Below are 24,172 nucleotides of genomic sequence, written 5' to 3'. Positions count from 1 at the left end.
CTACATCGCTGCCGCTTTTTCCACGATGAAATCAATCATGCTGCGCACTTTTGCGCTGAGGTGACGGCGTTCCGGGTAGGCGGCGTGCAGGGTGACGCTGCTGAAACGGCAGGCGGGCAGGAGGCGCACCAGCCGTCCGGCAGCAAGGTCGCCTTCAATCAGCCACAGCGGCAGATAGCCGATGCCACCGCCTGCCAGCAGCAGCTGGTGCAGCATCAGGGTGCTGTTGCTTTGCAACGGGCTGGCGAGTTGCAGGGTGTCGCTGCCGTCGTCCGTGCTGTACGGCATTTCGCTGATATCAGCGTATGACGGCAACACGGCCTGATGTGCTGCGGCATCCTGCGGGGTTTGCGGCACACCGTGGCGACGCAGGTAGGCGGGGCTCGCCACCAGTACAAATTGCACGGTAAAGAGTGGGCGTACCACCAACGTTGGCGCAGGCGTTTTGCTGACGCGCAGGGCGAGGTCGATACCTTCGCTGACGAGGTCGCGCATGCCGTTATCAAGGATGATGTCGAGGCTGACCGCCGGATAGCGCTCGCGGTATTCGCCCATCCAGCGGGCAAAAACGGGGTTCGCGCACCAGATGGGCGCGGTGAGGCGCAAATGTCCCTGCGGATGGTTGCTGCCCGCCTCGCTGGCGGCAGTATCAAGCAGCGTCAGCGCCTCGCTCACGCGCTGGTAGTAGGCCTCGCCTTCGGCGGTGAGGTGCAGGCTGCGGCTGTTGCGCTGCATCAGGCGGACGCCGAGGCGTTGTTCCAGATGGCGCAGGTGTTTGCTGGCCATTGCGGTGGAAATGCCGAGGGTGTCGGCGGCGCGGGTAAAACTGCCACTCACGACGATTTGGCAGAAGACGTGCAGGCTGGTCAGGGTATCCATGGTTTCCTGTCGGGAAAAGTTGCTTCAACGGCGCGAGTATAGGTGAGGAAAAGAGCAATCCCTATACTGCGCCGCCTTTCATCAACCAACAGGAGTATCCCATGCGATTCCTCGCCCCTTATCAAAATCTCATCCTTTCCCTGGTACGCATCGTCAGCGCTTACCTCTTCATCCTGCACGGCACATCAAAGGTTTTTGCCTTCCCCGATGCCAGCATGGGCGCGCACTTCAGCTGGAATAGCATCTTCGGCGTTGCCGCCGCGCTGGAACTCCTCGGCGGTGCGCTGCTCCTGCTCGGCTTTTTCACCCGCCCCGTTGCCTTCCTCCTTTCCGGACAAATGGCGGTCGCCTATTTCATGTTCCATGCCAAGGCGAATGCCCTCTTCCCGCTGCTGAACGGCGGCGAATCGGCGGTGCTGTTCAGTTTCATCTTCCTCTATTTCGCCGCAGCGGGCGGCGGTAGTCTGTCGCTGGATAACGCATTACAATCACGCCGCTAAGTCATTCATCAACCGGGAGAAACCACCATGTTCTTCAACAAAAAAGCCGACTACCAAACCCTGCAACAAGCCGCCGAAACGCGTCGCTCGGTGTACGCGCTGAACCGCAACCTGCCGTTGCCCGCCGCTGATGTGGCCGCCATCATCGAACACGCCCTGCGCCATACGCCTTCCTCGTTTAACAGCCAATCCACCCGTCTGCTCGTCCTCTTTGGCGCGGAGCACGAGAAGCTGTGGGACATCGCCGAAAACGCCCTGCGCGCCATCGTCCCGGCGGAAAACTTCGCGCCGACCGCGCAAAAACTGGCAGGCTTCCGCGCCGCTGCTGGTACCGTGCTCTTCTATGAAGACAAAAGCGTCGTCGAAGGCCTGCAAGCGCAATTCCCCGCTTATGCCGACAACTTCCCTGTCTGGGCGGAACACGCCAACGCCATGCACCAGTACGCCATCTGGACGACGCTTGCCGCTGCCGGTATCGGCGCCAACCTGCAACACTACAACCCGCTGATTGATGCCGAAGTAGCGAAAACCTGGGACATCCCCGGCGACTGGCAACTGCGCGCCGAACTTGTCTTCGGCGGCATTGCCGCCCCGGCAGGTGAGAAAAAATACGAAGACATCGCGCCGCGCCTGCGTGTGCATGGGCTGTGAGGATTCACCGCATAAAAAAGACGGCTTCGCGCCGTCTTTTTTGTGTGCGACTGTCGTGATGGTCAGTAGTAAGGTGACTGGTCGCAGGGCTGCAAGATGGTCATCGGGCGGCCACGCTGGTAAACGGTGCGCTCGATGTAGCAGGGGTTGGCGCGGCGGTGGCGACCGATGCGCGGCGGGTTGCTGTCGATATTGATGCGGACGTTGTCGTTCCAGATGGCGACGTCGGCTTGCGGCGTGGTCATGCCGCTTTCATGCCAATAGCCGCTGTTTTCGCTGCGCATGGTGTTGCCCGCCATGCCGTAGGTGACGGTGCTGCTGTCGTAGTAGTTGCCGTAGTAGTCGCTTTGGGTGCAGCCACCGAGGGCAAGCAGGGCAGCGAGCAGGATACGCGTCGTCATGCCTGTTTGAGGGCGTAGATGCCCGGCAGGTGGCGCAGGTAGCCGTGATAGTCCATACCGCAGCCGTAGATATAGCGGTCTTCGACTTCGCAGCCGACGAAGTCGGGTTTGTAGTCGGCGACTTTGCGCTCGTGTTTTTTGTTGAGCAGTACGGCGCTGCGCAGGCTTTGCGGGTTCTGCGCCTTGAGTTCGTCAATGATGGCTTTAATGGTGATGCCTTCATCAAAAATATCGTCGATGAGCAGGATGTGTTCGCCTGCAATCGGCGCAGACGGGCGCATTTTCCAGATGAGGTCGCCACTGCCGACGTTGTCGCGGTAGCGGGTGGCGTGCAGGTAGTCCATGCGGTGGAAGAAGGAGAGGCGGGTGAGTAGCTGACCCGCCGGAATGAGACCGCCGTTCATGACAATGAGGATAAGCGGGTTGAGGCCAGCGTAGTGCAGGTTGAGTTGCGCAGCGAGGTGGTCGTAGGCGGCGTTGATGCGACCGCTGTCAATCAGGCATTCGCTGTTACGCAGGACGTTTTCAAGTTCTTGGTTGCTGAGGTGTTGCATGGTCAGTAGCTTAGGGTTGTGGTGTTGCTGTTCATGATTTCGCCAACGATGTAACCACCGCTGACGACTTCGCTCACTTCGGCGATGAGGTTATCGCCCCATTTTTGCACGACAAATTTGCTCGCTTTGATGACGACGCCGCTCTGGTAGGCTTCTTTGATAAGGTCATAAAGGGTCTCGCCGGCTTTGCGCGGTGATTCGATTTTGTCGGCAACGCCCCGGATGGCGAGTTCGCCCGCGCGACCGGCAAGGATGATTTCGGTGTGATAATCCATGGAAGCGGCGATAGTCGCGTGATAGACGGGTTCGAGGATTTCGGCGCCGTTTTGCGGGTTGCTATTGAGGATGATGATGACGAGTTTTTCTGCCATTAGGGACTCCGGGTCAGGCGCGCATTATACGAGGTCGGCGGCGTGAGCTTGCAGCAGTTCCTGCGCGGCGCGGTAGTGTGCGGCGGCGGATGCGGTGTCGATGGGGTGGGCGCGCAGGGCGGCGAGACGGCGTGCGCTGTTGGCAGCGTCGGGCAGGTGGTAGTCGCGGCTCAGTGCCTGACGGATTGCGGCAAGGTCGTTGCACATCAGTGTCACATCGGCACCGGCAGTAAGAGCGGCCTGGATGCGTTCGCCAGGATCGGCAATACCCTGTGCGCCAGCCATGTCAAGGTCGTCGCTGATAATGGCACCGTCGAAGCCGTAGTGACGTAACGCGGCAATGTGCTGTGGCGAGTATCCAGCCGGGCGTTCGTCAATGTGCGGATAGACGATGTGCGCAGGCATCAGTGCTTCGATACCGCTTTCGATTTGATGTAGGAAGGGGTAAAGATCGACTTCGCGTTCGGCAAGATCGCGCAGGTCGTGCGGCAGGGTGTGGTGCGAATCTCCGCTCACCCGGCCGTGACCGGGGTAGTGTTTGCCGACAGCCGCCATGCCAAGTTTGTGCAGACCGCGTCGCAGGGCATCGGCAAGGATAGCGACGACGGCAGGATTGGCGTGAAAGGCACGGTCGCCAATAACCGTCGAGACAGGGTCGGCAAGATCCAGAATGGGGGTAAGGCTGAAGTCGATGTCGTACTGACGCAGCTCATAGGCGATAACGGTTCCCGCTGCCTCAGCCAGTTGGCAGGCAAGCAACGGCCGGTGGTCGAAACAGTGGCCAAAGGCAGCCGCAGCGGGAATGGCGGTAAATCCTGCCCGGAAGCGTTGTACACGCCCGCCTTCGTGATCAACACACAATAACAAGTCTGGGCGTGTATCACGGATGGCGGTGCAGAGTGCCTGCAATTGTGGCGGCGATTCGTAATTACGGCTAAACAGAATCACGCCCGCGCAGGCAGGTTGCTTCAGTTGTGCGGTATCTTGGGGTTGTAGCTGAGGGCCTGCAATGCCGATGATGACTGCGCTCATGTCTGCTCCGAAATAAATAACGTGATTTTAACATGGCGGTGCAAATGTCCGGATTGAGACAAATGGCGTAAATAGTGCTTGACCGTTTCCGTGATTTCCTGTTTAATGCGCGTCCTTTCCACGGCCAAGTAGCTCAGTTGGTAGAGCAGCGGATTGAAAATCCGCGTGTCGGTGGTTCGATTCCGCCCTTGGCCACCACCATTTTCCGTATTTTCAAAGATTGAATGAGGTCCGGCTATGTCCCGCATCTGCCAGGTGACCGGTAAAAAGCCGATGGTCGGCAACACCGTTTCCCACGCAAATAATAAAAATAAACGTCGTTTTCTCCCCAATATTCAAGAACACCGCTTTTGGGTTGAAAGTGAAAACCGCTTTGTTAAATTGAAAGTTTCTACCCACGGTATGCGCATCATTGATAAAAAAGGTATTGATGCGGTTCTGCAAGAAATTCGTGCACGTGGCGAAAAGGTGTAAGGGGTAAAACATGGCCAAGAAAACCGCTCGTGAAAAAATCCGCCTCGTTTCTTCTGAAGGCACCGGACACTTCTATACCACGACCAAGAATAAACGCAACATGCCGGAAAAAATGGAAATTAAGAAATTTGATCCGGTAGCACGCAAACACGTTATGTATAAGGAAGCCAAGATTAAGTAATCGCGGCACCTATTCAAGAAACCCGCGCTGGCGGGTTTTTTTATAGCCTATATTTACCCCGTATGCTTCTTTCTGCTCAACACCTCGCTTTACGACGTGGCAGACAAATAATCCTGCGCGATGCGTCATTGGAATTGCACCCTCGTGAAGTGGTTGCACTGATTGGTGGTAACGGTGCAGGTAAAACTACGTTACTGGAAATCTTGACGGGTGCACTGACGCCGGATGCTGGCAGTGTTCACTATCAAGCAGGCTTGCCCGCTTTTTGGCTGGGTTATTTGCCGGATAAGGCACCTCTTTATCCGCAATGGCGGGTACGCGAATTTTTACAGATGTGTGCGCAGATACATGGTGTGCGTGACAGTAAAGCTGCGTTGACTGATGTCGTGCAACGCTGCGGTCTGCAAGCGGTGGCGCATAAACGCTGCTGTGAGTTATCGCACGGCTACCGGCAACGGGTTGGTCTGGCACAAGCGCTAATTCATAAGCCATCGCTAATCGTTTTAGATGAACCCACCAATGGTTTGGACAGTGATCAGCGTCTGCTGCTGCGCCCACTTTTAGCTGGTCTGGCAGACAGCTGCTGCGTACTGATGACCAGTCATGACTGGGACGAAGTGCTGGCAACCGCACACCGCGTTTATTACTTGCATAACGGAATCTTGCAGGAAATACCTATCCCGCGTGTGGATGGTCCCCATTTATGGGTCGCTTGCGACGACACCGCACAGGCACAGGCATTACCTCAGCCAACACTATTGGATGGACGCTTTGCCGCTTTTGCCCATGATGGTAGTGATGCCGCTCGTCAATCACTGTGGCAGCGCCTCGCTGCATATCCCGGTATCTGTGCATACTATCCCGCATATCCACGCGAAGCTTTTCAGGAAAAACTCAATGCTGTGGCGCAGCCTGTTACATAAAGAATACCGCCTGCTGGCGACACCGGCCTTCTTTGCCGCCCTTACCGCATCATGGCTGGCGCTCGGCCTGTATCTCGCTAGTGGCCTAGTGGAATACCAAGCGATCGCTCCTAAACTGGCAGGCTTGGAAAACCGGCGCGGAGCGACGGAAACCCTGCTTGGTAGTGCGGCGCAATTGATGCAATGGCTGATGATTCTGTGGACAATTTACTTCGGCGCCCGCAGTCTTGCAGGCGAAAAACTCTGGCATACCGACGTATTACTGCGTGGTGTGCGTGGCGGCTTGCCTCGTCTGCTCGTCAGCAAAACCGTCGTGCTGTTGAGTGCGCTTACCCTGCTTACCCTGCCGTTCTGGCTGACCGTTGCCTGGATCGCACGCAGCAACCTGTGGGATGGCAAGCTGCTCCTGGCGCTGCTCCTGGCGCAAATCTTCATTGCCCTTTATGCGGCCCTGCTCTCGCTCACCATATCCGCCTCGCAGAAACAGCCGCTGCCCGCTTCATTACTGCTGGCACTCATCTGGCTGCTGCTGTGGCTCTTGCCCGTACTGACGACCAACCCGCCGTGGCTGGTGCAAATCCTGCGCTGGCTCTCGCCCTTTGAGCACCTCGGCCTGCTTTATCGCGGCATTGTCACCGTGCAGACGCTGATATACATCGCCATACACAGCCTGCTCTTTATCACCCTGATGCCCCTCCTTTGGACACGAGATACCCGATGATGACCTTTCTTCTTGAATACAGCCTGTTCCTGGCTAAGGCACTGACTATCCTGATTTGCCTGCTGTTAGCCGTCCTTGGCATTGCCGCCGCCAAGCGGGATAACGATGATGACGAAGACAAATTCGAAGTTCGCTCGCTGAACGAATACTACGAAGAACAGCAAGAGCTCCTCTACGAAGCCCTGCTCGACAAAAAAGCCCTGAAAGCCCGACAAAAAGCACAGAAACAGGCTGAAAAGGACGAAGCAGAGACACAAAAACCGCGCATCTTCGTCCTGGATTTCGATGGCGACATTGAAGCCTCCGCCGTCGCCCAACTGCGCGAACAAATCAGCGCCGTTATCCAGGTCGCCAGCACCGAAGATCGCGTCCTCTTGCGCTTGGAAAGTGGCGGCGGACTGGTACACGCCTACGGACTTGCCGCTTCACAACTGGCCCGGCTGCGCGCGCGGCAAATCCCGCTCACCGTCGCCGTAGATAAAGTTGCCGCCAGCGGTGGTTACATGATGGCCTGCATCGGAAACGAAATCATCGCTGCACCCTTTGCCATCCTGGGTTCCATCGGCGTCGTTGGCGCATTACCCAACTTCAACGAACTGCTCAAACAGCACCGCATCCGCTACGAAGAACACACTGCCGGTGAACACAAACGCAGCCTGACGGTCTTTGGTGAAAATAGCGAAGCCGACCGCGAACAATTCCGCCACGAACTCGCCGTCACCCATGACCTCTTCAAACAGCACATTCACACCTACCGCCCGCAGCTGGATATCGACGCGCTGGCGACCGGGGAAACGTGGTATGGTGCACAAGCCGTGGAAAACCGCCTGATTGATACCGTCGGTACCAGCGATGATTACATCCTCGCCCACCTGCACAGCCACCAGCTGCTGCAACTCGAAGAAAAAAGCAAACAGCGCTGGTACGACAGACTCAAACAGCGCTTTCTCGGCAACATCAGCGCCCGCCCGCTGAAAGCGCGCCTCCGCTGACACTCCCTTCCCACACACAAAAAGGAACTGTCATGAACATAACCGAACTCGAGCCCCGTGCGGTTTGGCAATACTTTCACCAGCTGACACAAATTCCCCGCCCCACACACCAGGAAGAAGCCGTCGAACAATACATCCTCGACGAAGCGGGACGCCTCGGCCTCGAAGCTGAACGCGATGAGCGCGGCAACATCCTGGTGCGTAAAGCGGCGAGCGCGGGGCGCGAGAACGAGCCGGGCGTCATCCTGCAAGCGCACCTCGACATGGTGCCGCAGAAAAACAAAGATTCCAGCCACGATTTCAGCAAAGATCCTATCCGCACCATTGTGGACGGCGATTGGGTTCATGCCGATGGCACCACCCTTGGCGCTGATGACGGCATTGGCGCGGCGATGATTCTGGCCGTGCTGGCGGATAAAAGCCTCAGCCACCCGCCGCTGGAAGCCCTTTTCACCGCCAGTGAAGAAATCGGCCTCGAAGGCGCGCAGGAAGTACGGGCGGGCTGGCTGAAAGGCAGCATCCTGCTTAATCTCGACTACGAAGACGAAGGCGAACTCTGCATCGGCTGTGCCGGTGCCGTCAACGGCAACTACACCCTGCCGCTGCAATACGAATCCCTCGCTGGGCAAGGCTACCACCTGCATGTGCGTGGCCTCAAAGGCGGTCACTCCGGTGTAGAAATCCACCTGCAACGCGGCAACGCTATCAAAATCCTCGCCCGCGCCCTGCAAGCCTTGCAGGATGACGCGGCCAACGCCCTGCGCATCGTCAATCTGGAAGGCGGCGACCTGCGCAATGCCATTCCGCGCGAAGCGGATGCCCTCATCACCCTGAACGGCAGCAACCTCGCCACTGCGCAACAAAACCTGCAAGAACTGACCGCACACATCCGCAACGAATTGCCCCCAGAAGACCAAACCCTGCACATCAGCCTCGAACCAGCCGAAACCATCAGCCGCGCCCTCAGCGAAAAAAGCACGGCTCAAGTCATCAGCGTCCTGCGTAACCTGCACAACGGCGTGGATCGCATGAGCATTGACATCCCTGGTCTGGTTGAAACCTCTAACAACCTCGCCGTTGCCAAAACCGGGGACGATGCCTTGCATATCAGCTGCATGTTGCGCTCTTCGGTGGATAGTGCCCGCGATGATCTTGCCGCGCGTATTGCACAACTCGTCAGCCTTGCGGGTGGCAGCAGTGAATACAGCGGCGCGTACTCTGGCTGGCAACCCTTGCCGCACTCCGACCTCGTCGAAAAACTGAAAAAAATTGGCGCGACCATCTACGGCGACAATATGCCGGTCAAAGCCGTACACGCCGGTCTTGAATGCGGCATTCTTTTCACCAAATACCCGCACTGGCAAATGGCCTCCTTCGGCCCGACCATTGTCTCGCCACACTCGCCGAACGAAAAAGTCAATATCGCTAGCGTGGAGCGCAGTAACCGCTGGCTGCGAGCATTCTTGCAAAGTCAATAACAACATTTAGTTGTCATACCAATCCCAAAAATTAAGGTGAGAAGGCAGTACGAATAGCACGGTGCGCTGTGCCAACACACTTAGATGATTTTCCGGGATTGGTATAACCTCCTTGCGGGGCAGGAAGGTGAGGATTTTGGAACAGATAAAACGTTGTTCAAAAAGACCTGGATGTCATAACGGGATCTAGCACTGGTGCGTAAAATTATGGCCACATTTTGCAATTATCTGCCCGCTCGTGGGGATGTAAAACGCCGCGTAAGTAGAAGGGGAGACGGTTGATGTTGTGAGATGCAAGCGAACTTTCTTGGGATAAAAATAATATTTTCAATAGATTACATGGAATCGCTATTGCGTCTTATGGAACAGGAACCATATCAACGCCACCTTGATATAAGATTTTTAAACGTAATCTTTCTTTTGAAAATCAATTTGATATACATATTTCTTGATAAAACCTAGCGATAGCGAACATTCGCTACAGCTAGCAAAACAATTGTCTAATTATTTGAAATTAAACAAGAAAATCCTTGGCACCATTCTTGCTTGATACTTTGAATACACACCTTGCCGCGTGACAACCTATGCGGCACCAAAAACATGGAGCACATGATGAAAACACAGAGAAAAATGGGAATTCCTCTTCGTCCGCTATTACTGACCACGGTCGTGGGCGTAGCCTGCCAGCAATATGCCATGGCGCAAACAACACCAACACCTACTCCCGCCGTCACTGCTGATGCGCGAACCTCTCCCTTCCTGCCGCGCCCGCCACAATTTAATACGTACTCGGTTAAGAATGGTGCACAAGGTATACCTGCTAATATCATATTTTTTATTGATGATTCGGGCAGTATGCAGCAAACAATTGCTGCTTGGTATCCTGGCCAGTATTATAAACATTGGGCGCGACAAGATAGATGTACATGGAGCGTGGAATACAATAGAAGGAATAAAAAGAAATGCTTTGCTGTGTTTTATTATCCTATGAACTCTAACTATCTAACGGGTAAGACTGAGAATGGGGCTAGAAATTTTTATACCTTCAGGCAAGAAACCCGGATGCAGGTTGCCATTGATGGAATGCATGCCATACTGGATAATCCGAAGTATGTGGGCAAGGTAAATTGGGGCATTTATTCATTATGGGGTACGGAAAGACGTTTTGTAATGAATGGATTCCCGGATTGGGGTAGATGGATGGATTCGGCTGATGACCGATGGAAGACTACGGAAATCCCTACATTCACTGGATTCAGGCATAACGCAGTGGATGTACGGGATTTAGTTAGCTCACTTTCTCCTTATCTGGATACACCGACGACGGATCGTTATGTTCGTGCGATTCGAGAAATTAGGAAAAATATTAAGTATCGTTGTCAGAAGAATTATATAGTTGTCCTGTCTGATGGCGATGCCAACACGGATGAAATTCCGGGGTATACATATGAACGGGAATATAAAAATGCCACAGGTTTTTTGCAATGGGAAAAAGATTACTATGGGACATTTAGCAAATGGGGTGATAGGGATGGTGGCCCTTGGTATTACTATTATCCACCCAACTCAGGCGGATATTATTCCTGGTACCATCCTTATCGTGGTTGGACCAACTACGGAGGTTATGAATGGAATGGCATAGGCTTATTCAGTCGTATGCTGGCAACTAAGGATATTATTGGGGCAAACGGTAGAGACGATATGCCTAATGACCGGAAAGATGCCGAGGGGGGGGATTGGAATGACCCCAAATATCCGAATCAAACAATCAAGACTTTTGCGGTCGGCTTTGGCGATGATTTATCGTCGGAAGGGAAAACCTACTTGCGTGGTGCAGCAAGTTGTCCTAATTGTTACTATGAAACGAACGATGGTAGTAGACTAAAATCTATCTTTGACGAAATTTTGCAAGAGATTACTAGCGAAATTACAACGGTACCGGTAAATACCCGTTCGACGTCCACCCCATCGGTATCAGGTAGCAGTATTGCCGCTATCGCTGCAAGCTTATCAATTGATACCGATAAATGGTCGAGTGTCCTGCTGTTTAACTTCTTCAACGCTAATGGTACGGCGATTGATACAACTAAAAAAGCTGAGCCGGCTAAATATGATGATCGTGTCGTATTGGTGAATAATGGCAAAACTGATGGCAGTGGTATCTATTGGCTGACTGCCACTGATACTGCTCGCAGAGTCGATTTTGCGCTGACATCCGAACAGGAATTCCGCGATGCTTTTGTGCCATGGATACTGCGAGATCCAAGTAAAACGGATAAGCAAATTCAGAATGCGGCCAAAAATATTACACCACGTCGAATCACGACATACCGTGTCCGTACAGATGCAGCGACTGATATGCAACGACAAATGGGTGATGTCTTGGGGACGCCGACTATTGCATTAGGCAAAGACGTTGCGGGTAAGCAAAAATATGTCATTACCGCTGCTAATGATGGCATGACTTATATTTTTGAATCTACCGCAGGCACAGGGGTAACGGCACCGTACGCACTCAAGTTAAATTATTTGCCAGCAGGAATGCAGCGTGAAAGTAGCGATGACAGCCTGACCGTAGGCAAAACGCTACCACTCATCGCCGAAGATGGCTATGGCAAAGAAAATGTCCAGCAACCACACCTGTATCTGAATAATGGCGGTATCAGCTGGTTGTTGACAGCCAAAACACGTGGCTTTAAACAGCAATATGTCATGATGGGCAATATGGGACAGGGCGGTCGCGGTGCTTATGCGCTGTCTATTGCCGGAGAAAAACGTGATGGTGCTGGAAGTACAGGCTTGGAAGCAGGTGGACAGGCTCAATGGAAAACGTCCGTTCCAATGTGGGAAACCGAAAAAGGTGCAAGTAATGGCTTGGGCTATACCGTCAGCTCACCAACTATTGCGCAAGTTGCTACTCAATGGGATACAGGTATCAAAAAACCCAAGTTGGAAACAGGCGTTCGCGTCTATGCCTTCCTTGCTAATGGCTATCGACCGGGGACTTATGATAATACGGGCAACTTTACGCCCAATCTCAGCGTGAGCGCTTATGACAAAACGCCAACTCTTTATGTCTATGAGATGATGGGACAGGAATTTGGCCTAAATGCTAGAGCTGGATCGTTGACGGAAGGAGCAAAACCAGGAGCTTTAGTGAAGAAAATTTCTGTACCGCCTGGTCCCGATGTTGGTCCGGGAGCATTGTCTACACCACTTCTGGTAGATACTGATATTAACGGTGTTGTTGATGTGGCTTATGCTGGTGATCAGTTCGGTAATCTGTATCGCTTTGATCTGCGCGGTGAGCCCAGTGCTTGGAAAGCAGTTATGATTTACAGGGGCGATAAAAGACAACCTATTACTGCTGCTCCGGCTGTTTATCGTAATAGTGAGAAAGATTATGTCGTTGTCTTTGGTACAGGCTCTGATGTTTTCAAACACGATCTTAAAGACACTAATCAACAGATGATAGCTGGTATCTATGATGATCTGACCGTAGCTACGCCTGCTGTATTGACTAATAGCTCTCTCTTTACGCAAACATTTACCGAATCTGGTGATAAACGTTACATTGTAGATGCGGGGTTTGATAAAAATGTTAATAAAGGTTGGAAAATCTTGCTAAAGGCGTCCTCTACAGATGGCGACTATCTAGTAGGAGCTGAGAAAGCCGTATCCCAGCCGGGTATGCTACTCAGTACAGCCTTTATTTCTACCCGGATTTATCGCGTGAAAGAAGTTGAAACAAAGCTGCCATCGCAAGCTAATCCAACAATGACCTGTTATGAATCGGAATCGAGTGCAGATACCAAAGGTACAAGCTGGACCATGGCAATCAATGCCTTTACCGGCGCTGGTCCGGATCTTAAAAGAGGTGGTTACTTTACTGATGAGAATGGTCAACCCCAAGATTACTCTGGGAAAGATGAAGGGTTTATTACTTCAGCCGTAAATATCATTGATGCCGCAAAAGTTGAGCCGAATGTAAGGCAGCTAGGTGTTAATGGCAACTTAGGAGGGCAGGGTGCGGCAGAGGATCTTGAGGCTGCAGGTGAAAATCTAGGCAGAAACGATTGTCTCGCTAAAACGTCCAAGTGGGGAGACCTGAAGGCTATCCAGGAAGATCCTGGAACTGGTGGAGCTCCTGCTACTGGAGCGGGTACTGTACGAGTGCAACCATTGGGTGGTAAACGTTGTGGTGATCCTTCCTTTATTCGCGGCCTTAAACGTGAAATCCTGTTATAACAGGGGGGTTTATGGAAATTAAAAAAAGAGGATTGGTGGGTATGTCATGTACCCACCAAAAAGGAATGACTTTACTGGAGATTGTCATTTCCATGTTGATCGTTGCCTTAGGTTTAGCAATGAGTGTATCCATGATTCAAACGGCTAACCGCTTTGGCGATACCGCAGAATTTACAGCGTTTGCCCAGCAGAAGAGTCAGCAGATTATTGATGCCATGCGTGCCAATAGTATCGCACGAGAGACCTATTTACTGGATTGGCAAAATACCGCACCGCAAGGTGATGTTGACTATAATCAATTATATAATAATCTGAATGCAATTTATGGTTCGCCAGACATTACTGGAAATCTTAGATGCAAGAACAGTAGTGGATGTACAGAAGCGGAAAATAACGCCAAGCAGGATATGAAGGCGTGGATAGATGAAATTCGTTCATTACCGGGCGGCAGAGGGATTATCAGACAAAGGAACAACCAATATGAAGTCGTCGTGATGTGGAGCCACGTTTCCGAAACTGGTCATGATGAAAATGTGCCAGTACAGGGAACACGGGTATGGTTTACGTTATGAACGGAGATGCTATAAAAATGAAGTCATTAAAAAAACAAAAAGGCCTATCACTGATAGAGCTCATGGTAGCAATGGTATTGGGTGTGCTGTTATTAATGGCATTAACAACCCTTTTTATTACTGCCAATGAATCTTCAAAGCGACGTTCTACCTCGGAAAATCTGGATGAAGTAGCTCGTCAGGTAATGGAAAGGCTAAACTATGATTTACACGAAGCAGGATATCTTGATCCATTTTCCAGTGCATCTGCAGCAAAAAGTGCTTTTGATCTAGAGGATCCACATGTACTTGCTATTTATGCGAGGCAAAAAGATAACTTGACAGGCAATCTTAAAGAGGCGACAACATTAGGAAAATTTACTAATGGTAAAGTGGTGCCACTGCTAGGCTGTAATGGTGAATTTAGTGGTTCATCACGACCGTCTCTTACAGAATTGGCGACTTGTATTAACACCACTCCTCAAGTACGGCAATCCATACAAATAGGTTATCAAACCGTTGCTCCTGATAATCTCAAGAATCAGGAAATTAAGAATAAAAATAAAACAGCACCCTCTCCTTCCTTAGCTTCTAAAGGACAGGAATTTGACAGTCTTAGTGGCGCCGGTAGAGATTGTATCGGCAGGAAAGTAGGAGACCCTAATGGATTGGTTGTTAACCGTTACAGTGTGCGCATAGATAATGGCATAGGTAGCTTTGGTTGTAGTAGCAGTGCGAGTACAGGTTCTGAAGCAGGAGGTCCTTGGCAGGGTATTATTGAAGGCGTTGAGGAAATGACTTTCCGCTATCTGATAACTCCCGCCAACAATACGCCAGCTGGTGAAACTGTAAATATAAGTGAATCTACCAGTGGACGAGAAGTTTTAAAATATCTTTCAGCATCAAAAGTAGAAGAAGAAGACTTAAAGTGGGCAAGTGTGGTAGGTGTAGAAGTGTGTTTAATTGTTGCAGTTGAACCCATGGATGGTACTAAGGAAGCATCCTTTGCTAAGGTACAGCCTAGCGTACCTACTTGTGCACGTCAGGCAGGCGTTAATGCAATCACTGCAGAAGCTCCATTTTCTGCAGATAAAGCAAGAGCGGGAGGAGATTCTCGTCTTTATAAACGGTATGTACAAGTAATTAGCATGCCTAATAGTTTATACATCCCGTAATGGGAATATTGAGGATGGTTGAAATGAAAAGAAATATTTTTGTGAGTAAGCGGGAGCAGGGTGTCGTGCTACTCAGTTGTCTTGTCTTCTTGTTAATTTTATTAGGAATAATTCGGTTTGCCATGACCAGTTCTCGTTTAGAGGAACGAAAGGCTGGGGCGGATTTTGAGATGCTGACAGCGCGGCAATCTGCTGATACTGCATTACGAGCGGCGGAACGATTTATTCTTGAGCAAGGACGTAAACTTTGTCTAGAAGATGGTTCTATTACACTTACTCCAGGAAAGACAAAAGAGAAATATTGTGATGAACAGAATCAAGCAGAGTGGGCGAATACCTTCTGGAGTAAGGAAAAGAAAGCGCTTGAAGATGCCTTTGATAAGGTGGGAAAAAAAGAGATTTTGAATAATGGAGTTTATACACAGCAATATGTCCTTTCCCAAAAATATGATAAAACGTGTCGTCCGTTTTGGATATGTGTAGATTGGTCGATAAACTCTAACCAAGTAAAAGTAGCGGGAAAGCAAATGAATTCCACTGCTAATGCGATACTTCCTTCTATAGAGTGTAAGGAATGTTCGACAACATCAGGACTAAAACCACGTTATATCATCGAGCGTTTCCTCGCCAAGGAAATCAATGCCATGGAGTTTCCTGATCTTGCTGCTGGGACAGAACTCAAGAGCGGTGATGTCGTTGTATTTCGTATCACTGCAGTGGGCTTTGGTAATGGCAATGGTGGTAGTGCAGTCAAAACAACAAATGCGGTTATGCAGGCAATTTATTTGTTAAATGGCTAAGGAGATGACTATGCTAAAAAAAAATAGAGGTAAATGCCAAACTTCGCGGGGTTTTACCATGCTTGAGCTATTAATAACAATAGCAATTCTAGGAATTTTGGTGGGTTTGGCTGCACCGAACTATAGAAACATGATGGAGCGACATAAAGTACGCTCCGTGCTTAATGATTGGAAAAGTTCTTTTTATTTTGCTCAAAGCGAAGCTTTACGACTAAAAGACGGTGTGGTTTTTTGTGCATCTAATGCAAATGGAACAGGATGTAGTGGCAGTAGTGATTTTAGTAATGGCTGGCTTGTTTTACATGAAGTTGCAGGGCAGGATCCAGAAATCTTACAAGATAGTCCTCGAACTGATAAAAAAGTTGAGATTATTATGGATGGTTCGATCGCGACTGCTGGTCAACTAAGATTTTTAGGGAATGGTCGCCTAGATATCAATGCAGGTGGTTCTGTTACGGTAAAACTTAATAACCATGAATTAAAAGTGAATGTTTCATCAGGTGGACGTTTAAGAGGAGCTTAATGTAATGAAAACAAATAAAGGGTTTACTTTGCTAGAATTGCTGATTGTTATTGCAATAATAGCAATAATTGTAGCTATTGCGATACCTAATTATACGCGATATGTCGTTCGAGCTCAGCGCGTAGAAGCACGTAATGCTTTGCAAGCTATCGCTCAGCAAATTGATCAGAATTATCGAGTAACTCGTGATTATAGTAAATTGACAAATGGAAATACGCTTAGTAATGCAACTATAAGCAGTTGGGGATTTGCGAATATTCCGAGTAATACTAATAAGCGTTATGAGATTAGTTTTGTGCCAAATAGTGTTACTCCGACTGGATACACCTTGCAGGCACAAGCTATTGGTAAACAGGCGCAGAGAGACAAGGATTGTGCCTATTTTTTCTATAACCAAAGTGGTGCAAAGATGGCATCAAAAACTGCGGCGACACCTCCAAGTGGTAGTCGCGATGAGACCTCATTACAATGTTGGTCAAACTAGTTTCTAGTTCATTATTAATGAAGATGGATATGACGCAGTGAGTCGTTATATTTTATTTATGACTATTGACTTCCGTTAACTTAGAGTTCTCTCTTGCATGCAGGAGAGAACTTTAATATTAGCTATTTTCCATAAACACGTTCTAAGAACGTGTTTATAGTCTCCGCTTCTGCTGTAACCTATCGGCATGAACAGAAAAGCCTACATAAGCGATATAAGTCGCAAACAATTTGCTTCTCTTCTTCCTCTTTTGGAAAGTGCCCGCAGACGCACAGCACCACGCAAAGTGGACTTGTACGATGTCTCGTACCATTCTCTATTTTCTGCGCAACAGCTGTGTCTGGCGTGCCTTACCAGGCAATTTTCCCAAATAGCGTACCGTTCATTCCTACTTCCAGAGATGAAGCGAGCTCCGCGAAAGTGGCATCAGCCTCCTTGAGGAAGCGTTAAAAAAATCAGGTGACCGCAGCACGTCGCAAGTAGGGATGCCATGAAGCAACCACTTTCCTGATTATTGATGTGCAGAGCGTGAAGATCACGGATACCGTCATGGAAAAAGGCGACGATGCCGATAAGAAAGTGAGCGGTATCGAGCGGCATATAGCGGTTGACACGCAGGGTTTGCCGCATGCCTTTGCGGTAACGACGGCGGATGTTGCGGATAGAAAAGGCTGCCTGCTAGCATTGGAACGTGGGCGGGATAATCTTGGTGCGATACAAAAAATCCTTGCTGACGGCGGTTACACGGGTCAGGCATTTGCTTCGTCGGTACAGGAGTTGATGGGTGCGGAGGTAGAGATTGTCAAACGAAACGAATTGCACCGTCTTGCGGTATTGCCGAAGCGATGGGTAGTAGAGCGCAGTTTTTCCTGGTTGGAAAAGAATAGGCGGCTTTGGAAAAACTGCGAGCGTAAGTTGAGTACCAACCTACAAATGGTAGTTTTGACTTTCATGGGAGTCATGCTACGAAGACTATGAACACGTTCTAGCGATTTGGTTATGTTGAATAGCTTCGTACACGACAAAAAAACAAAACCCGCTGAAAAACATAGCAAAGTGTAAGTTTTACGACGACGCACACCATGCCAAATTCCAGCGGGTTTTCCGACATCTTAAAGCAACACCTTTCCTGGCACAAAGCAAGAATCAACTGCCTCGCCAGCATCATCACCGCACTGTTTGTCCGCCAAACCGTCAATCTATCCGCGCTCAAAAACGCCTTTTCCTCAAAGGCCAAGCCGGAATCTATCTATCGCCGTATGCAGCGTTTCTTTGCCGGGGCTCTTATCGGCAGAACCGATGTTGCCCGCTTCGTCTTCTCGGTTTTCGGCTGGCAAAACGTCCGCCTCACCCTCGACCGCACGACATGGGAATACGGCAAATCCTGTATCAACATCCTGGTGCTCGCCGTCGTCTGGCGTGGTGTCGCTATCCCGGTACTGTGGGAAACGTTGGATAAAAAGGGAAACTCCAACACAGGCGAACGAATGGGTTTGCTGGAACTTTTCCGTGAGACCTTTCCCGAAGTCCATATCGAAACCCTCTATGCTGACCGGGAGTTCATTGGCAATGAATGGCTGGCGTATCTGCGTCAAGCAGGGATTTCTTACTGCATCCGCTGCAAGGAAAACGCGCAGATAGCGGGAAAAGGTGGCACAAGGCGGGCGTTGAAGAGCCACTTTCGGGCGCTGAAAACAGGTGAAGGGAAAAGATTGGGGCCGGTGATGCTGTATGGGCAACAGCACTATCTTAAGGCTACCCGTCTGACCGACGGGCAACTGCTGGTGGTTTGCAGTGACAAAGAGGGCAAGGTGATTGAAGCATACGGCGAACGTTGGCAGATAGAGACGCCGTTTGGCTGCCTGAAAAGCAAAGGGTTCAATCTGGAAGACACACATATGACCGCACCGGCGAAGATAGACAGGTTGATGTCAGTCTGTTGGGGGTATTGGGCGTTGAGGTGACGGATTTACTGGCGGTCAAGGAGGATGTGGGATGAGGGATTTTTTTGTCGTGTACGAAGGTTGAATAGATAAAAAGTGTAACAAGGCGTGCCGTCGCAGACAGTATGGGTAGTACGGCAAGGCGACGCACCACTGTTACAGTTTTTTAGATGGTTAACTATATGATGCTTGTCATAGGCTTCTTTGATGCAAAAGCCACCGCGATCGGTGGCTTTTTTATGCGTGGTTGTCGGTGAATTTAGTTATCGGTGCTGTCTTCTTCTTCGTCTAGGTAGCTGTTGGTTTTCAGCGAGTGACCATCCCATTCGTGATCGGGGTCGGGGATGTACACCAGGCCGCCGGTCTCGCTTTGGCTCACCAGCCAGCCGCCGGGGACAGGGGTGCGATAGAGTTCCGGGGTATGTTTGTTGTTGCGGCTTTTCAGTTTTTGCCAGTTGAGTACAGGCGAGCTGTTGCCGAAGATGAGGTCTTTGATTGCGTTGATAGCCATGAGGGTTCCTTATTTGGGTTGCGGGTGTTTTTTGAGGTGGATGAGGAGGATGGATAGCGCTGCCGGGGTAACGCCGGGGATGCGCGCTGCCTGTTCGAGGTTTTCCGGCTGGATTTTATCCAGTTTTTCCGCGACTTCCGCCGAAAGGCCGTGGATGGCGCGGTAGTCGCAGGGGCGTGGCAGTTTGTGCGCACGGTTGTTTTTGAGTTTTTCGACTTCGTGTTGTTGGCGTTCGATGTAGCCTGCGTATTTGGCGGCGATGTCAATTTGTTCAATGACGGCATCGTCCAGCGGTGGGGCATCAAAGCCAGGCAGGGCGGCGAGTTGAGCGTAGTCGTGTTCGGGACGTTTCAGCAGTTCGGCGGCGCTGGTTTTCTGGCTGATGCCCGCAAGGTGCGCCGGGCTGATGTGGGTGTGGCGCAGGCGCTCTTGTTCGCGGGCAACGGCTTCTTCTTTGCGGCGGTAGTGGCTGTAGCGGTGTTCGTCCACGCAGCCGAGCTCGTAGCCAGTAGGGGTGAGGCGGGCGTCGGCGTTGTCTTCGCGCAGGAGTAGGCGGTGCTCGGCGCGGCTGGTGAACATGCGGTAGGGTTCGCGTGTGCCCTGGGTGATGAGGTCGTCGATGAGGACGCCGAGGTAGGCTTCTTCGCGTTCGGGGTACCAGGGTTCGCGGTTCTGCACGCGCAGGGCAGCGTTGATACCGGCAAGCAGGCCCTGGGCCCCCGCTTCTTCGTAGCCGGTGGTGCCGTTGATTTGTCCGGCGAGGTAGAGGTTCTGGATGTGGCGGCTTTCCAGGGTGTGTTCGAGGTCTTGCGGGTCGAAGAAGTCGTATTCGATGGCGTAGCCGGGGCGGGTGATGCGCGCGTGTTCGAGGCCGGCGATGCTGTTGATATAGGCAATTTGCGCCTCAAACGGCAGGCTGGTGGAGACGCCGTTCGGGTAGAGTTCGCCGGTGGTCAGGCTTTCGGGTTCGATGAAGATTTGGTGGCTGGTTTTATCGGCGAAGCGCATGATTTTGTCTTCGATGGACGGGCAGTAGCGCGGGCCGTAGGCGTCTTTGATGACGCCGGCGTACATGGGCGCCTGGTCGATGTAGGCGCGGATGATGTCGTGGGTGCGTTCGTTGGTGCGGGTGATGTGGCAGTTGACTTGGCGCGGGTGTTCGCTGGCACTGCCAAGGTAGGAAAAGACGGGTACTGGGGTATCGCCGGGCTGGACTTCCATGCGGCTGTAATCGACGGTGCGCGCATCAAGGCGCGGCGGGGTGCCGGTTTTCATGCGCGCGAGGTTGAACGGCAGGTCATGCAGGCGGGCGGCGAGTTCGTTCGCAGGTGGATCGCCGGCACGGCCACCGGGGAAGTTGTTCAGGCCGATATGGATTTTGCCGCCGAGAAAGGTGCCGGTGGTGAGAATGGTTGCTTCGGCGCGGTAGTCAATTTGTTGTTGGGTGCGCACGCCGCATATGCGCCCGTTCTCGATGATGAGGTCGGTAACAGCCGCCTGGAAGATGTCGAGGTTAGGCTGGTTCTCTACCATTTCACGCACGGCGCTTTTGTAGAGGTTGCGGTCAGCCTGGGCGCGGGTGGCGCGCACGGCGGGGCCTTTGCGGCGGTTCAGGATGCGCCACTGGATGCCGGCACGATCGGCAGCGCGTGCCATGATGCCGCCGAGGGCGTCTATTTCTTTGACGAGGTGGCCTTTGCCGATGCCGCCAATGGCAGGGTTGCAGCTCATTTGCCCGATGGTTTCGATGTTGTGGGTGAGGAGCAGGGTTCGGACGCCCATGCGTGCGGCGGCGCAGGCGGCTTCGACGCCGGCGTGTCCGCCGCCGATAACGAGGACTTGGTAGGTGTAGGGGGATTGCATATGTCAGGGTTGGGCGGGTAGTTGCCAGTCGGCAGGAAGTTTTTGCGGCGCGGTGATGGCAAGGATTTTTAACGGGCTGCGTTCACCGCTTTGCACGTTCACGGCGCGTTTGCTTACGCCGAATTGTTCGGCCAGCCAGCGACAAAGGTAGGCGTTGGCTTTACCGTCTTCGGGGGCGGTAGTGATGGCGATTTTGTGGCGGTCGTCATGGATACCCTGGTATTGTTCGCGGCTGGCGCGAGCGGTGATTTTCACGGCAAGGACGAGGGTATCCGCCTGCCAGTGTGCGGCAGCCATCAGTCGATAAGTCCGCCGAGGAGGAGCCGGTTGATGCCGCTTTGCGCGAGATAGAGGACGAAAAGCGCCGCCATCGGGGTGAAGTCAATCATGCCAATGGGTGGGATGATGCGGCGCAGTGGTGCCATGAGCCAGTCAGCGCAGGCGAGGGCGATTTGCATCACCGGCTGGCGTGGGTCGGTTTGCAGCCAGGAACCGATGACGATGATGAGGATGGCGTAGAAGATGGTGTTCAGCCAGGTGTTGATGATGAGGGTGAGGAACAGGGCGATGAAGACGCCGAAGGAGGCGTGTATCGCAGCGGTGAAGACGAGGGAGATGGCCAGGGCGATGATGCCGGCAACGGCAAGTGCGCCAAAGTCGTAACGCGAGGGTGGCAAAAGTTTGCGGAAGGGCAGCACCAGCGGGTCGGTGTGACGGTTTAACTGCTGCGCCAGCGGATTGAAGCCGAGACGGTAGAGGTTGGCGTGGAAGCGGATAAGGAAGAGGGCGATGAGGAGTTTGCTGATGAAGAGAAGGATGTTTTGCATGGGTTTACCAGTCTTTGGTGAGTTCGTCGGCAATGGCGCGGCTGCGGGCAGCGACGGCAGTCATGGCATCGTCCACAATGGTATCGAGTTTGGCACGGTCGAAAACGGCAAGCGCCGCTTCGGTGGTGCCGCCCGGGACGGCAATTTTTTGGCAGTAGTCGTCAAATTCGGGCGGGGTATGGTCGTTATCCAGGGCGAGGGTACCCGCGCCGACGGCTGTCCAGGTGATGATGTCGTAGAGTTCGTCACGCTCGAAGCCGTAGCGTTCGCCTGCGTCCAGCATCGCCTGCATCAGGCGGAAGAAGTAGGCGATGCCGCTGCCGGAAAGCGCCGTAATGCCGTCAATTTGGGTTTCGTCGTCCAGCCAGGCGGTTTCGCCAATGGCGGTGAAGACGGCGTTAATGAGGTCTTCTTCGCTGGGGTCAAGGTCGTCATCACTATATATACCGGTAAGCGAGGCCTGACGTGAGGCAGCGACGTTCGGCATGGCGCGAATGATGATGGCGTCGTCACCGAGGATGCGGCGGTAGTGTTCAATGCGGATGCCGGCGGCGAGGGTGATGATGATTTTGTCGTCAAGATTGCAGTCAGCAAGTTCGTCCAGCACCGCTTTCATCTGCACGGGTTTGACGCCAAGGATGATGTAGTCACTATCGGCGACGAGCTTGCGGTTGTCGGTATGAGCGTTGATGCCGTGCGCTTGTTTGAGGTAAGCAGCGCTGGCGGCACTTTTGCAGGTGGCATGAATGTGTTTGGCCGAGAAGCCGTTAGCACCGTCGGCAAGCATGCCACTAATAATGGCGGAGCCGAGGTGGCCGGCACCGAGGAATCCGATGGTTGTGGCCATGTGTATATCCTGTAATGTTTGTTCTGGTCGGGAGAGGCGTAACGGCGCGAATCTTACCATGTTTACCCTGTGTGAGCGGAAGTTTGGCTTTGTTTTACGGCGTTTTGCGGTAATATATGCACCTTGATATTTTTTAAGAATTGGAAAAGGATGTTGTCATGAATATTGAAAAAGAAAAGAATGAAGCTAAGCTGGATGACCTGTTGCGTTTTACCGACAAACAGAAAGCGTCTGACTTGCACCTCAGCTCCGAACTGCCGCCGATGATTCGGGTGGACGGCGATATCAAGCGACTCAATCTGCCACCGCTTGACCGCCAGCAGTTGCGCGATATGATTTATTCGATCATGACCGATACCCAGGTCAAGGACTTTGAAGAACACTGGGAAGCGGACTTTTCCACGGAAGTCAAAGGGATTGCCCGTTTCCGGGTGAACGTCTTCAACCAGAACCGTGGCCTTGCTGTGGTGTTCCGGGTTATCCCCAGCCGTGTGCTGTCACTGGAAGACCTGAAAGCGCCGGAAAAATTTGTGGACATTATTGATGTGCCGCGCGGCTTGGTGCTGGTGACGGGGCCGACCGGTTCCGGTAAATCCACCACGCTTGCTGCGATGCTGGATCACATCAATAACCACCGCCACGAACACATTCTTACCATCGAAGACCCGATCGAATTCGTGCACGAATCGAAGAAATGCCTGGTTAACCAGCGGGAAGTGCACCGTGATACCAAGAGCTTCAACAATGCCCTGCGCGCGGCCCTGCGGGAAGACCCGGACATCATCCTTGTCGGTGAGTTGCGTGACTTGGAAACCATCCGCCTCGCGCTGACCGCATCAGAAACCGGGCACTTGGTGTTCGGCACCCTGCACACCTCCTCCGCTGCAAAAACCATTGACCGGATTATCGACGTCTTCCCCGGCGAAGAAAAACAACTGGTGCGCTCGATGCTATCTGAATCATTGCGAGCGGTTATCGCCCAGACGCTTCTGAAAAAAATTGCCGGTGGCCGGGTCGCAGCACACGAGATCCTCGTTGCTACTTCAGCGGTAAAAAACCTCATTCGCGAAGACAAAATCGCCCAGATTTATTCCGCTATCCAGACCGGTGCGCAGTACGGCATGCAGACCCTTGACCAGTCCCTGCAACGCCTCGTTGCCCAAGGTCTTATCGACAGACAGACTGCTGCCGCCAAAGCGCACGACAAAACCCTCTTTACCCACGGATAAACCGACGGAGTTGC

Annotated in this window: 26 protein-coding genes, 1 tRNA gene and 1 pseudogene; 18 read left to right on the top strand and 10 right to left on the bottom strand. The window is 52.2% G+C overall.

Features of this window, described 5'->3' with window-relative positions:
* Positions 1–879, bottom strand: a complete 879-nt coding sequence (locus LG374_RS03915; protein WP_225756483.1) for a LysR family transcriptional regulator — start codon at positions 877–879, stop codon at positions 1–3.
* A gap of 101 nt (positions 880–980) precedes the next feature.
* On the opposite strand from LG374_RS03915, the gene LG374_RS03910 reads away from it, so the two are divergent.
* Both LG374_RS03910 and LG374_RS03905 read left to right on the top strand, forming a co-directional pair.
* On the top strand, positions 981–1,379 hold the full coding sequence (locus LG374_RS03910; RefSeq protein ID WP_225756482.1) for a DoxX family protein: 399 nt from the start codon (positions 981–983) through the stop codon (positions 1,377–1,379).
* A gap of 27 nt (positions 1,380–1,406) precedes the next feature.
* A complete protein-coding gene (locus LG374_RS03905; RefSeq protein WP_225756481.1) occupies positions 1,407–2,030 on the top strand; it encodes a nitroreductase family protein in 624 nt (207 codons plus the stop codon).
* A 62-nt stretch (positions 2,031–2,092) separates the two neighbouring features.
* Here LG374_RS03905 and LG374_RS03900 read toward each other — a convergent pair whose 3' ends face one another.
* From LG374_RS03900 to nagZ, 4 genes are read right to left on the bottom strand one after another with little or no spacing between them, the layout of a single operon-like run.
* Positions 2,093–2,431: a hypothetical protein gene (locus LG374_RS03900; protein WP_225756480.1), complete on the bottom strand. Its 339-nt coding sequence runs from the start codon at positions 2,429–2,431 to the stop codon at positions 2,093–2,095.
* Positions 2,428–2,985: a hypoxanthine-guanine phosphoribosyltransferase gene (locus tag LG374_RS03895; protein ID WP_225756479.1), complete on the bottom strand. Its 558-nt coding sequence runs from the start codon at positions 2,983–2,985 to the stop codon at positions 2,428–2,430. Before LG374_RS03895 ends, LG374_RS03900 begins: the two co-directional genes overlap by 4 nt.
* A 2-nt stretch (positions 2,986–2,987) precedes the next feature.
* The gene (locus tag LG374_RS03890) at positions 2,988–3,356 is read right to left on the bottom strand and encodes a peroxiredoxin (RefSeq protein WP_225756478.1); all 369 of its coding nucleotides are present in this window, start codon (positions 3,354–3,356) and stop codon (positions 2,988–2,990) included.
* 24 nt (positions 3,357–3,380) lie between these two features.
* Positions 3,381–4,388, bottom strand: coding sequence for a beta-N-acetylhexosaminidase (gene nagZ, locus LG374_RS03885; protein ID WP_225756477.1), 1,008 nt, complete (start codon positions 4,386–4,388; stop codon positions 3,381–3,383).
* Between the two features lie 122 nt (positions 4,389–4,510).
* Here nagZ and LG374_RS03880 point away from each other — a divergent pair.
* The 15 genes and pseudogenes from LG374_RS03880 (at position 4,511) to LG374_RS03810 (ending at position 18,902) form a co-directional block, all read left to right on the top strand.
* Positions 4,511–4,586: transfer RNA gene (locus LG374_RS03880), tRNA-Phe, on the top strand.
* A gap of 39 nt (positions 4,587–4,625) precedes the next feature.
* Positions 4,626–4,862: a 50S ribosomal protein L28 gene (gene rpmB / locus LG374_RS03875; RefSeq protein WP_115610679.1), complete on the top strand. Its 237-nt coding sequence runs from the start codon at positions 4,626–4,628 to the stop codon at positions 4,860–4,862.
* Positions 4,863–4,872: 10 nt separating this feature from the next.
* Entirely contained in the window at positions 4,873–5,043 is a 171-nt protein-coding gene (rpmG, locus tag LG374_RS03870; RefSeq protein WP_006986457.1) for a 50S ribosomal protein L33, read from the top strand.
* 62 nt (positions 5,044–5,105) lie between these two features.
* On the top strand, positions 5,106–5,966 hold the full coding sequence (locus LG374_RS03865) for an ABC transporter ATP-binding protein (protein ID WP_225756476.1): 861 nt from the start codon (positions 5,106–5,108) through the stop codon (positions 5,964–5,966).
* A complete protein-coding gene (locus LG374_RS03860) occupies positions 5,941–6,687 on the top strand; it encodes a hypothetical protein (RefSeq protein ID WP_225756475.1) in 747 nt (248 codons plus the stop codon). Before LG374_RS03865 ends, LG374_RS03860 begins: the two co-directional genes overlap by 26 nt.
* A complete protein-coding gene (gene sohB, locus LG374_RS03855) occupies positions 6,684–7,679 on the top strand; it encodes a protease SohB (protein WP_225756474.1) in 996 nt (331 codons plus the stop codon). The genes LG374_RS03860 and sohB overlap by 4 nt, the downstream gene beginning before the upstream one ends.
* Before the next feature lie 32 nt (positions 7,680–7,711).
* Positions 7,712–9,157: an aminoacyl-histidine dipeptidase gene (locus LG374_RS03850; RefSeq protein WP_225756473.1), complete on the top strand. Its 1,446-nt coding sequence runs from the start codon at positions 7,712–7,714 to the stop codon at positions 9,155–9,157.
* Positions 9,158–9,853: 696 nt separating this feature from the next.
* On the top strand, positions 9,854–13,405 hold the full coding sequence (locus LG374_RS03845; RefSeq protein ID WP_304518571.1) for a PilC/PilY family type IV pilus protein: 3,552 nt from the start codon (positions 9,854–9,856) through the stop codon (positions 13,403–13,405).
* An 11-nt stretch (positions 13,406–13,416) separates the two neighbouring features.
* Positions 13,417–13,977 carry a type IV pilus modification protein PilV gene (pilV, locus tag LG374_RS03840; protein WP_225756472.1) on the top strand — a complete coding sequence of 187 codons (561 nt, stop codon included), beginning with the start codon at positions 13,417–13,419 and terminating at the stop codon, positions 13,975–13,977.
* Between the two features lie 17 nt (positions 13,978–13,994).
* Positions 13,995–15,131 carry a PilW family protein gene (locus tag LG374_RS03835; RefSeq protein ID WP_225756471.1) on the top strand — a complete coding sequence of 379 codons (1,137 nt, stop codon included), beginning with the start codon at positions 13,995–13,997 and terminating at the stop codon, positions 15,129–15,131.
* 23 nt (positions 15,132–15,154) lie between these two features.
* A complete protein-coding gene (locus tag LG374_RS03830; protein ID WP_225756470.1) occupies positions 15,155–15,931 on the top strand; it encodes a hypothetical protein in 777 nt (258 codons plus the stop codon).
* Positions 15,932–15,941: 10 nt separating this feature from the next.
* A complete protein-coding gene (locus LG374_RS03825; protein WP_225756469.1) occupies positions 15,942–16,454 on the top strand; it encodes a GspH/FimT family pseudopilin in 513 nt (170 codons plus the stop codon).
* 4 nt (positions 16,455–16,458) lie between these two features.
* Positions 16,459–16,938 carry a type IV pilin protein gene (locus LG374_RS03820; RefSeq protein WP_225756468.1) on the top strand — a complete coding sequence of 160 codons (480 nt, stop codon included), beginning with the start codon at positions 16,459–16,461 and terminating at the stop codon, positions 16,936–16,938.
* A 187-nt stretch (positions 16,939–17,125) separates the two neighbouring features.
* Positions 17,126–17,916, top strand: a pseudogene (locus tag LG374_RS03815) (IS5 family transposase).
* 104 nt (positions 17,917–18,020) lie between these two features.
* Complete coding sequence (locus LG374_RS03810) at positions 18,021–18,902, top strand: IS4 family transposase (RefSeq protein WP_225756467.1); 882 nt, start codon at positions 18,021–18,023, stop codon at positions 18,900–18,902.
* A 238-nt stretch (positions 18,903–19,140) separates the two neighbouring features.
* Here LG374_RS03810 and LG374_RS03805 read toward each other — a convergent pair whose 3' ends face one another.
* The 5 genes from LG374_RS03805 to proC are packed head-to-tail and all read right to left on the bottom strand — an operon-like array spanning position 19,141 to position 22,929.
* Complete coding sequence (locus LG374_RS03805) at positions 19,141–19,392, bottom strand: hypothetical protein (RefSeq protein ID WP_225756466.1); 252 nt, start codon at positions 19,390–19,392, stop codon at positions 19,141–19,143.
* Between the two features lie 9 nt (positions 19,393–19,401).
* Positions 19,402–21,255, bottom strand: coding sequence for a tRNA uridine-5-carboxymethylaminomethyl(34) synthesis enzyme MnmG (mnmG, locus tag LG374_RS03800; RefSeq protein ID WP_225756465.1), 1,854 nt, complete (start codon positions 21,253–21,255; stop codon positions 19,402–19,404).
* A gap of 3 nt (positions 21,256–21,258) precedes the next feature.
* Positions 21,259–21,552 (bottom strand): DUF167 family protein, encoded by a 294-nt coding sequence (locus LG374_RS03795; protein WP_225756464.1) that lies wholly within the window; start codon positions 21,550–21,552, stop codon positions 21,259–21,261.
* Positions 21,552–22,082: a YggT family protein gene (locus LG374_RS03790; protein ID WP_225756463.1), complete on the bottom strand. Its 531-nt coding sequence runs from the start codon at positions 22,080–22,082 to the stop codon at positions 21,552–21,554. The genes LG374_RS03795 and LG374_RS03790 overlap by 1 nt, the downstream gene beginning before the upstream one ends.
* 4 nt (positions 22,083–22,086) lie before the next feature.
* Positions 22,087–22,929: a pyrroline-5-carboxylate reductase gene (proC, locus tag LG374_RS03785; RefSeq protein ID WP_225756462.1), complete on the bottom strand. Its 843-nt coding sequence runs from the start codon at positions 22,927–22,929 to the stop codon at positions 22,087–22,089.
* 158 nt (positions 22,930–23,087) lie between these two features.
* On the opposite strand from proC, the gene LG374_RS03780 reads away from it, so the two are divergent.
* On the top strand, positions 23,088–24,158 hold the full coding sequence (locus LG374_RS03780; protein WP_040389175.1) for a type IV pilus twitching motility protein PilT: 1,071 nt from the start codon (positions 23,088–23,090) through the stop codon (positions 24,156–24,158).
* The last annotated feature ends 14 nt before the right edge of the window (positions 24,159–24,172 follow it).

The sequence above is a fragment of the Cardiobacterium sp. Marseille-Q4385 genome, assembly GCF_916618745.1.
Classification (GTDB): domain Bacteria; phylum Pseudomonadota; class Gammaproteobacteria; order Cardiobacteriales; family Cardiobacteriaceae; genus Cardiobacterium.
This window is presented reverse-complemented; position numbering and strand designations above follow the sequence as displayed.

What these genes read in the sequence shown, in the direction of transcription:
- LG374_RS03830 (WP_225756470.1), top strand. Translation starts at nt 15,155, where the DNA reads ATGAAAAGAAATATTTTTGTGAGTAAGCGGGAGCAGGGTGTCGTGCTA.
- LG374_RS03865 (WP_225756476.1), top strand. Translation starts at nt 5,106, where the DNA reads ATGCTTCTTTCTGCTCAACACCTCGCTTTACGACGTGGCAGACAAATA.
- LG374_RS03900 (WP_225756480.1), bottom strand. Translation starts at nt 2,431, where the DNA reads ATGACGACGCGTATCCTGCTCGCTGCCCTGCTTGCCCTCGGTGGCTGC.
- sohB (WP_225756474.1), top strand. Translation starts at nt 6,684, where the DNA reads ATGATGACCTTTCTTCTTGAATACAGCCTGTTCCTGGCTAAGGCACTG.
- LG374_RS03905 (WP_225756481.1), top strand. Translation starts at nt 1,407, where the DNA reads ATGTTCTTCAACAAAAAAGCCGACTACCAAACCCTGCAACAAGCCGCC.
- rpmG (WP_006986457.1), top strand. Translation starts at nt 4,873, where the DNA reads ATGGCCAAGAAAACCGCTCGTGAAAAAATCCGCCTCGTTTCTTCTGAA.
- nagZ (WP_225756477.1), bottom strand. Translation starts at nt 4,388, where the DNA reads ATGAGCGCAGTCATCATCGGCATTGCAGGCCCTCAGCTACAACCCCAA.
- proC (WP_225756462.1), bottom strand. Translation starts at nt 22,929, where the DNA reads ATGGCCACAACCATCGGATTCCTCGGTGCCGGCCACCTCGGCTCCGCC.
- LG374_RS03810 (WP_225756467.1), top strand. Translation starts at nt 18,021, where the DNA reads ATGCCAAATTCCAGCGGGTTTTCCGACATCTTAAAGCAACACCTTTCC.
- LG374_RS03860 (WP_225756475.1), top strand. Translation starts at nt 5,941, where the DNA reads ATGCTGTGGCGCAGCCTGTTACATAAAGAATACCGCCTGCTGGCGACA.
- LG374_RS03910 (WP_225756482.1), top strand. Translation starts at nt 981, where the DNA reads ATGCGATTCCTCGCCCCTTATCAAAATCTCATCCTTTCCCTGGTACGC.
- LG374_RS03845 (WP_304518571.1), top strand. Translation starts at nt 9,854, where the DNA reads ATGGCGCAAACAACACCAACACCTACTCCCGCCGTCACTGCTGATGCG.
- LG374_RS03805 (WP_225756466.1), bottom strand. Translation starts at nt 19,392, where the DNA reads ATGGCTATCAACGCAATCAAAGACCTCATCTTCGGCAACAGCTCGCCT.
- rpmB (WP_115610679.1), top strand. Translation starts at nt 4,626, where the DNA reads ATGTCCCGCATCTGCCAGGTGACCGGTAAAAAGCCGATGGTCGGCAAC.
- pilV (WP_225756472.1), top strand. Translation starts at nt 13,417, where the DNA reads ATGGAAATTAAAAAAAGAGGATTGGTGGGTATGTCATGTACCCACCAA.
- LG374_RS03795 (WP_225756464.1), bottom strand. Translation starts at nt 21,552, where the DNA reads ATGGCTGCCGCACACTGGCAGGCGGATACCCTCGTCCTTGCCGTGAAA.
- LG374_RS03850 (WP_225756473.1), top strand. Translation starts at nt 7,712, where the DNA reads ATGAACATAACCGAACTCGAGCCCCGTGCGGTTTGGCAATACTTTCAC.
- LG374_RS03915 (WP_225756483.1), bottom strand. Translation starts at nt 879, where the DNA reads ATGGATACCCTGACCAGCCTGCACGTCTTCTGCCAAATCGTCGTGAGT.
- LG374_RS03895 (WP_225756479.1), bottom strand. Translation starts at nt 2,985, where the DNA reads ATGCAACACCTCAGCAACCAAGAACTTGAAAACGTCCTGCGTAACAGC.
- LG374_RS03825 (WP_225756469.1), top strand. Translation starts at nt 15,942, where the DNA reads ATGCTAAAAAAAAATAGAGGTAAATGCCAAACTTCGCGGGGTTTTACC.
- LG374_RS03835 (WP_225756471.1), top strand. Translation starts at nt 13,995, where the DNA reads ATGAAGTCATTAAAAAAACAAAAAGGCCTATCACTGATAGAGCTCATG.
- LG374_RS03820 (WP_225756468.1), top strand. Translation starts at nt 16,459, where the DNA reads ATGAAAACAAATAAAGGGTTTACTTTGCTAGAATTGCTGATTGTTATT.
- LG374_RS03790 (WP_225756463.1), bottom strand. Translation starts at nt 22,082, where the DNA reads ATGCAAAACATCCTTCTCTTCATCAGCAAACTCCTCATCGCCCTCTTC.
- mnmG (WP_225756465.1), bottom strand. Translation starts at nt 21,255, where the DNA reads ATGCAATCCCCCTACACCTACCAAGTCCTCGTTATCGGCGGCGGACAC.
- LG374_RS03890 (WP_225756478.1), bottom strand. Translation starts at nt 3,356, where the DNA reads ATGGCAGAAAAACTCGTCATCATCATCCTCAATAGCAACCCGCAAAAC.
- LG374_RS03780 (WP_040389175.1), top strand. Translation starts at nt 23,088, where the DNA reads ATGAATATTGAAAAAGAAAAGAATGAAGCTAAGCTGGATGACCTGTTG.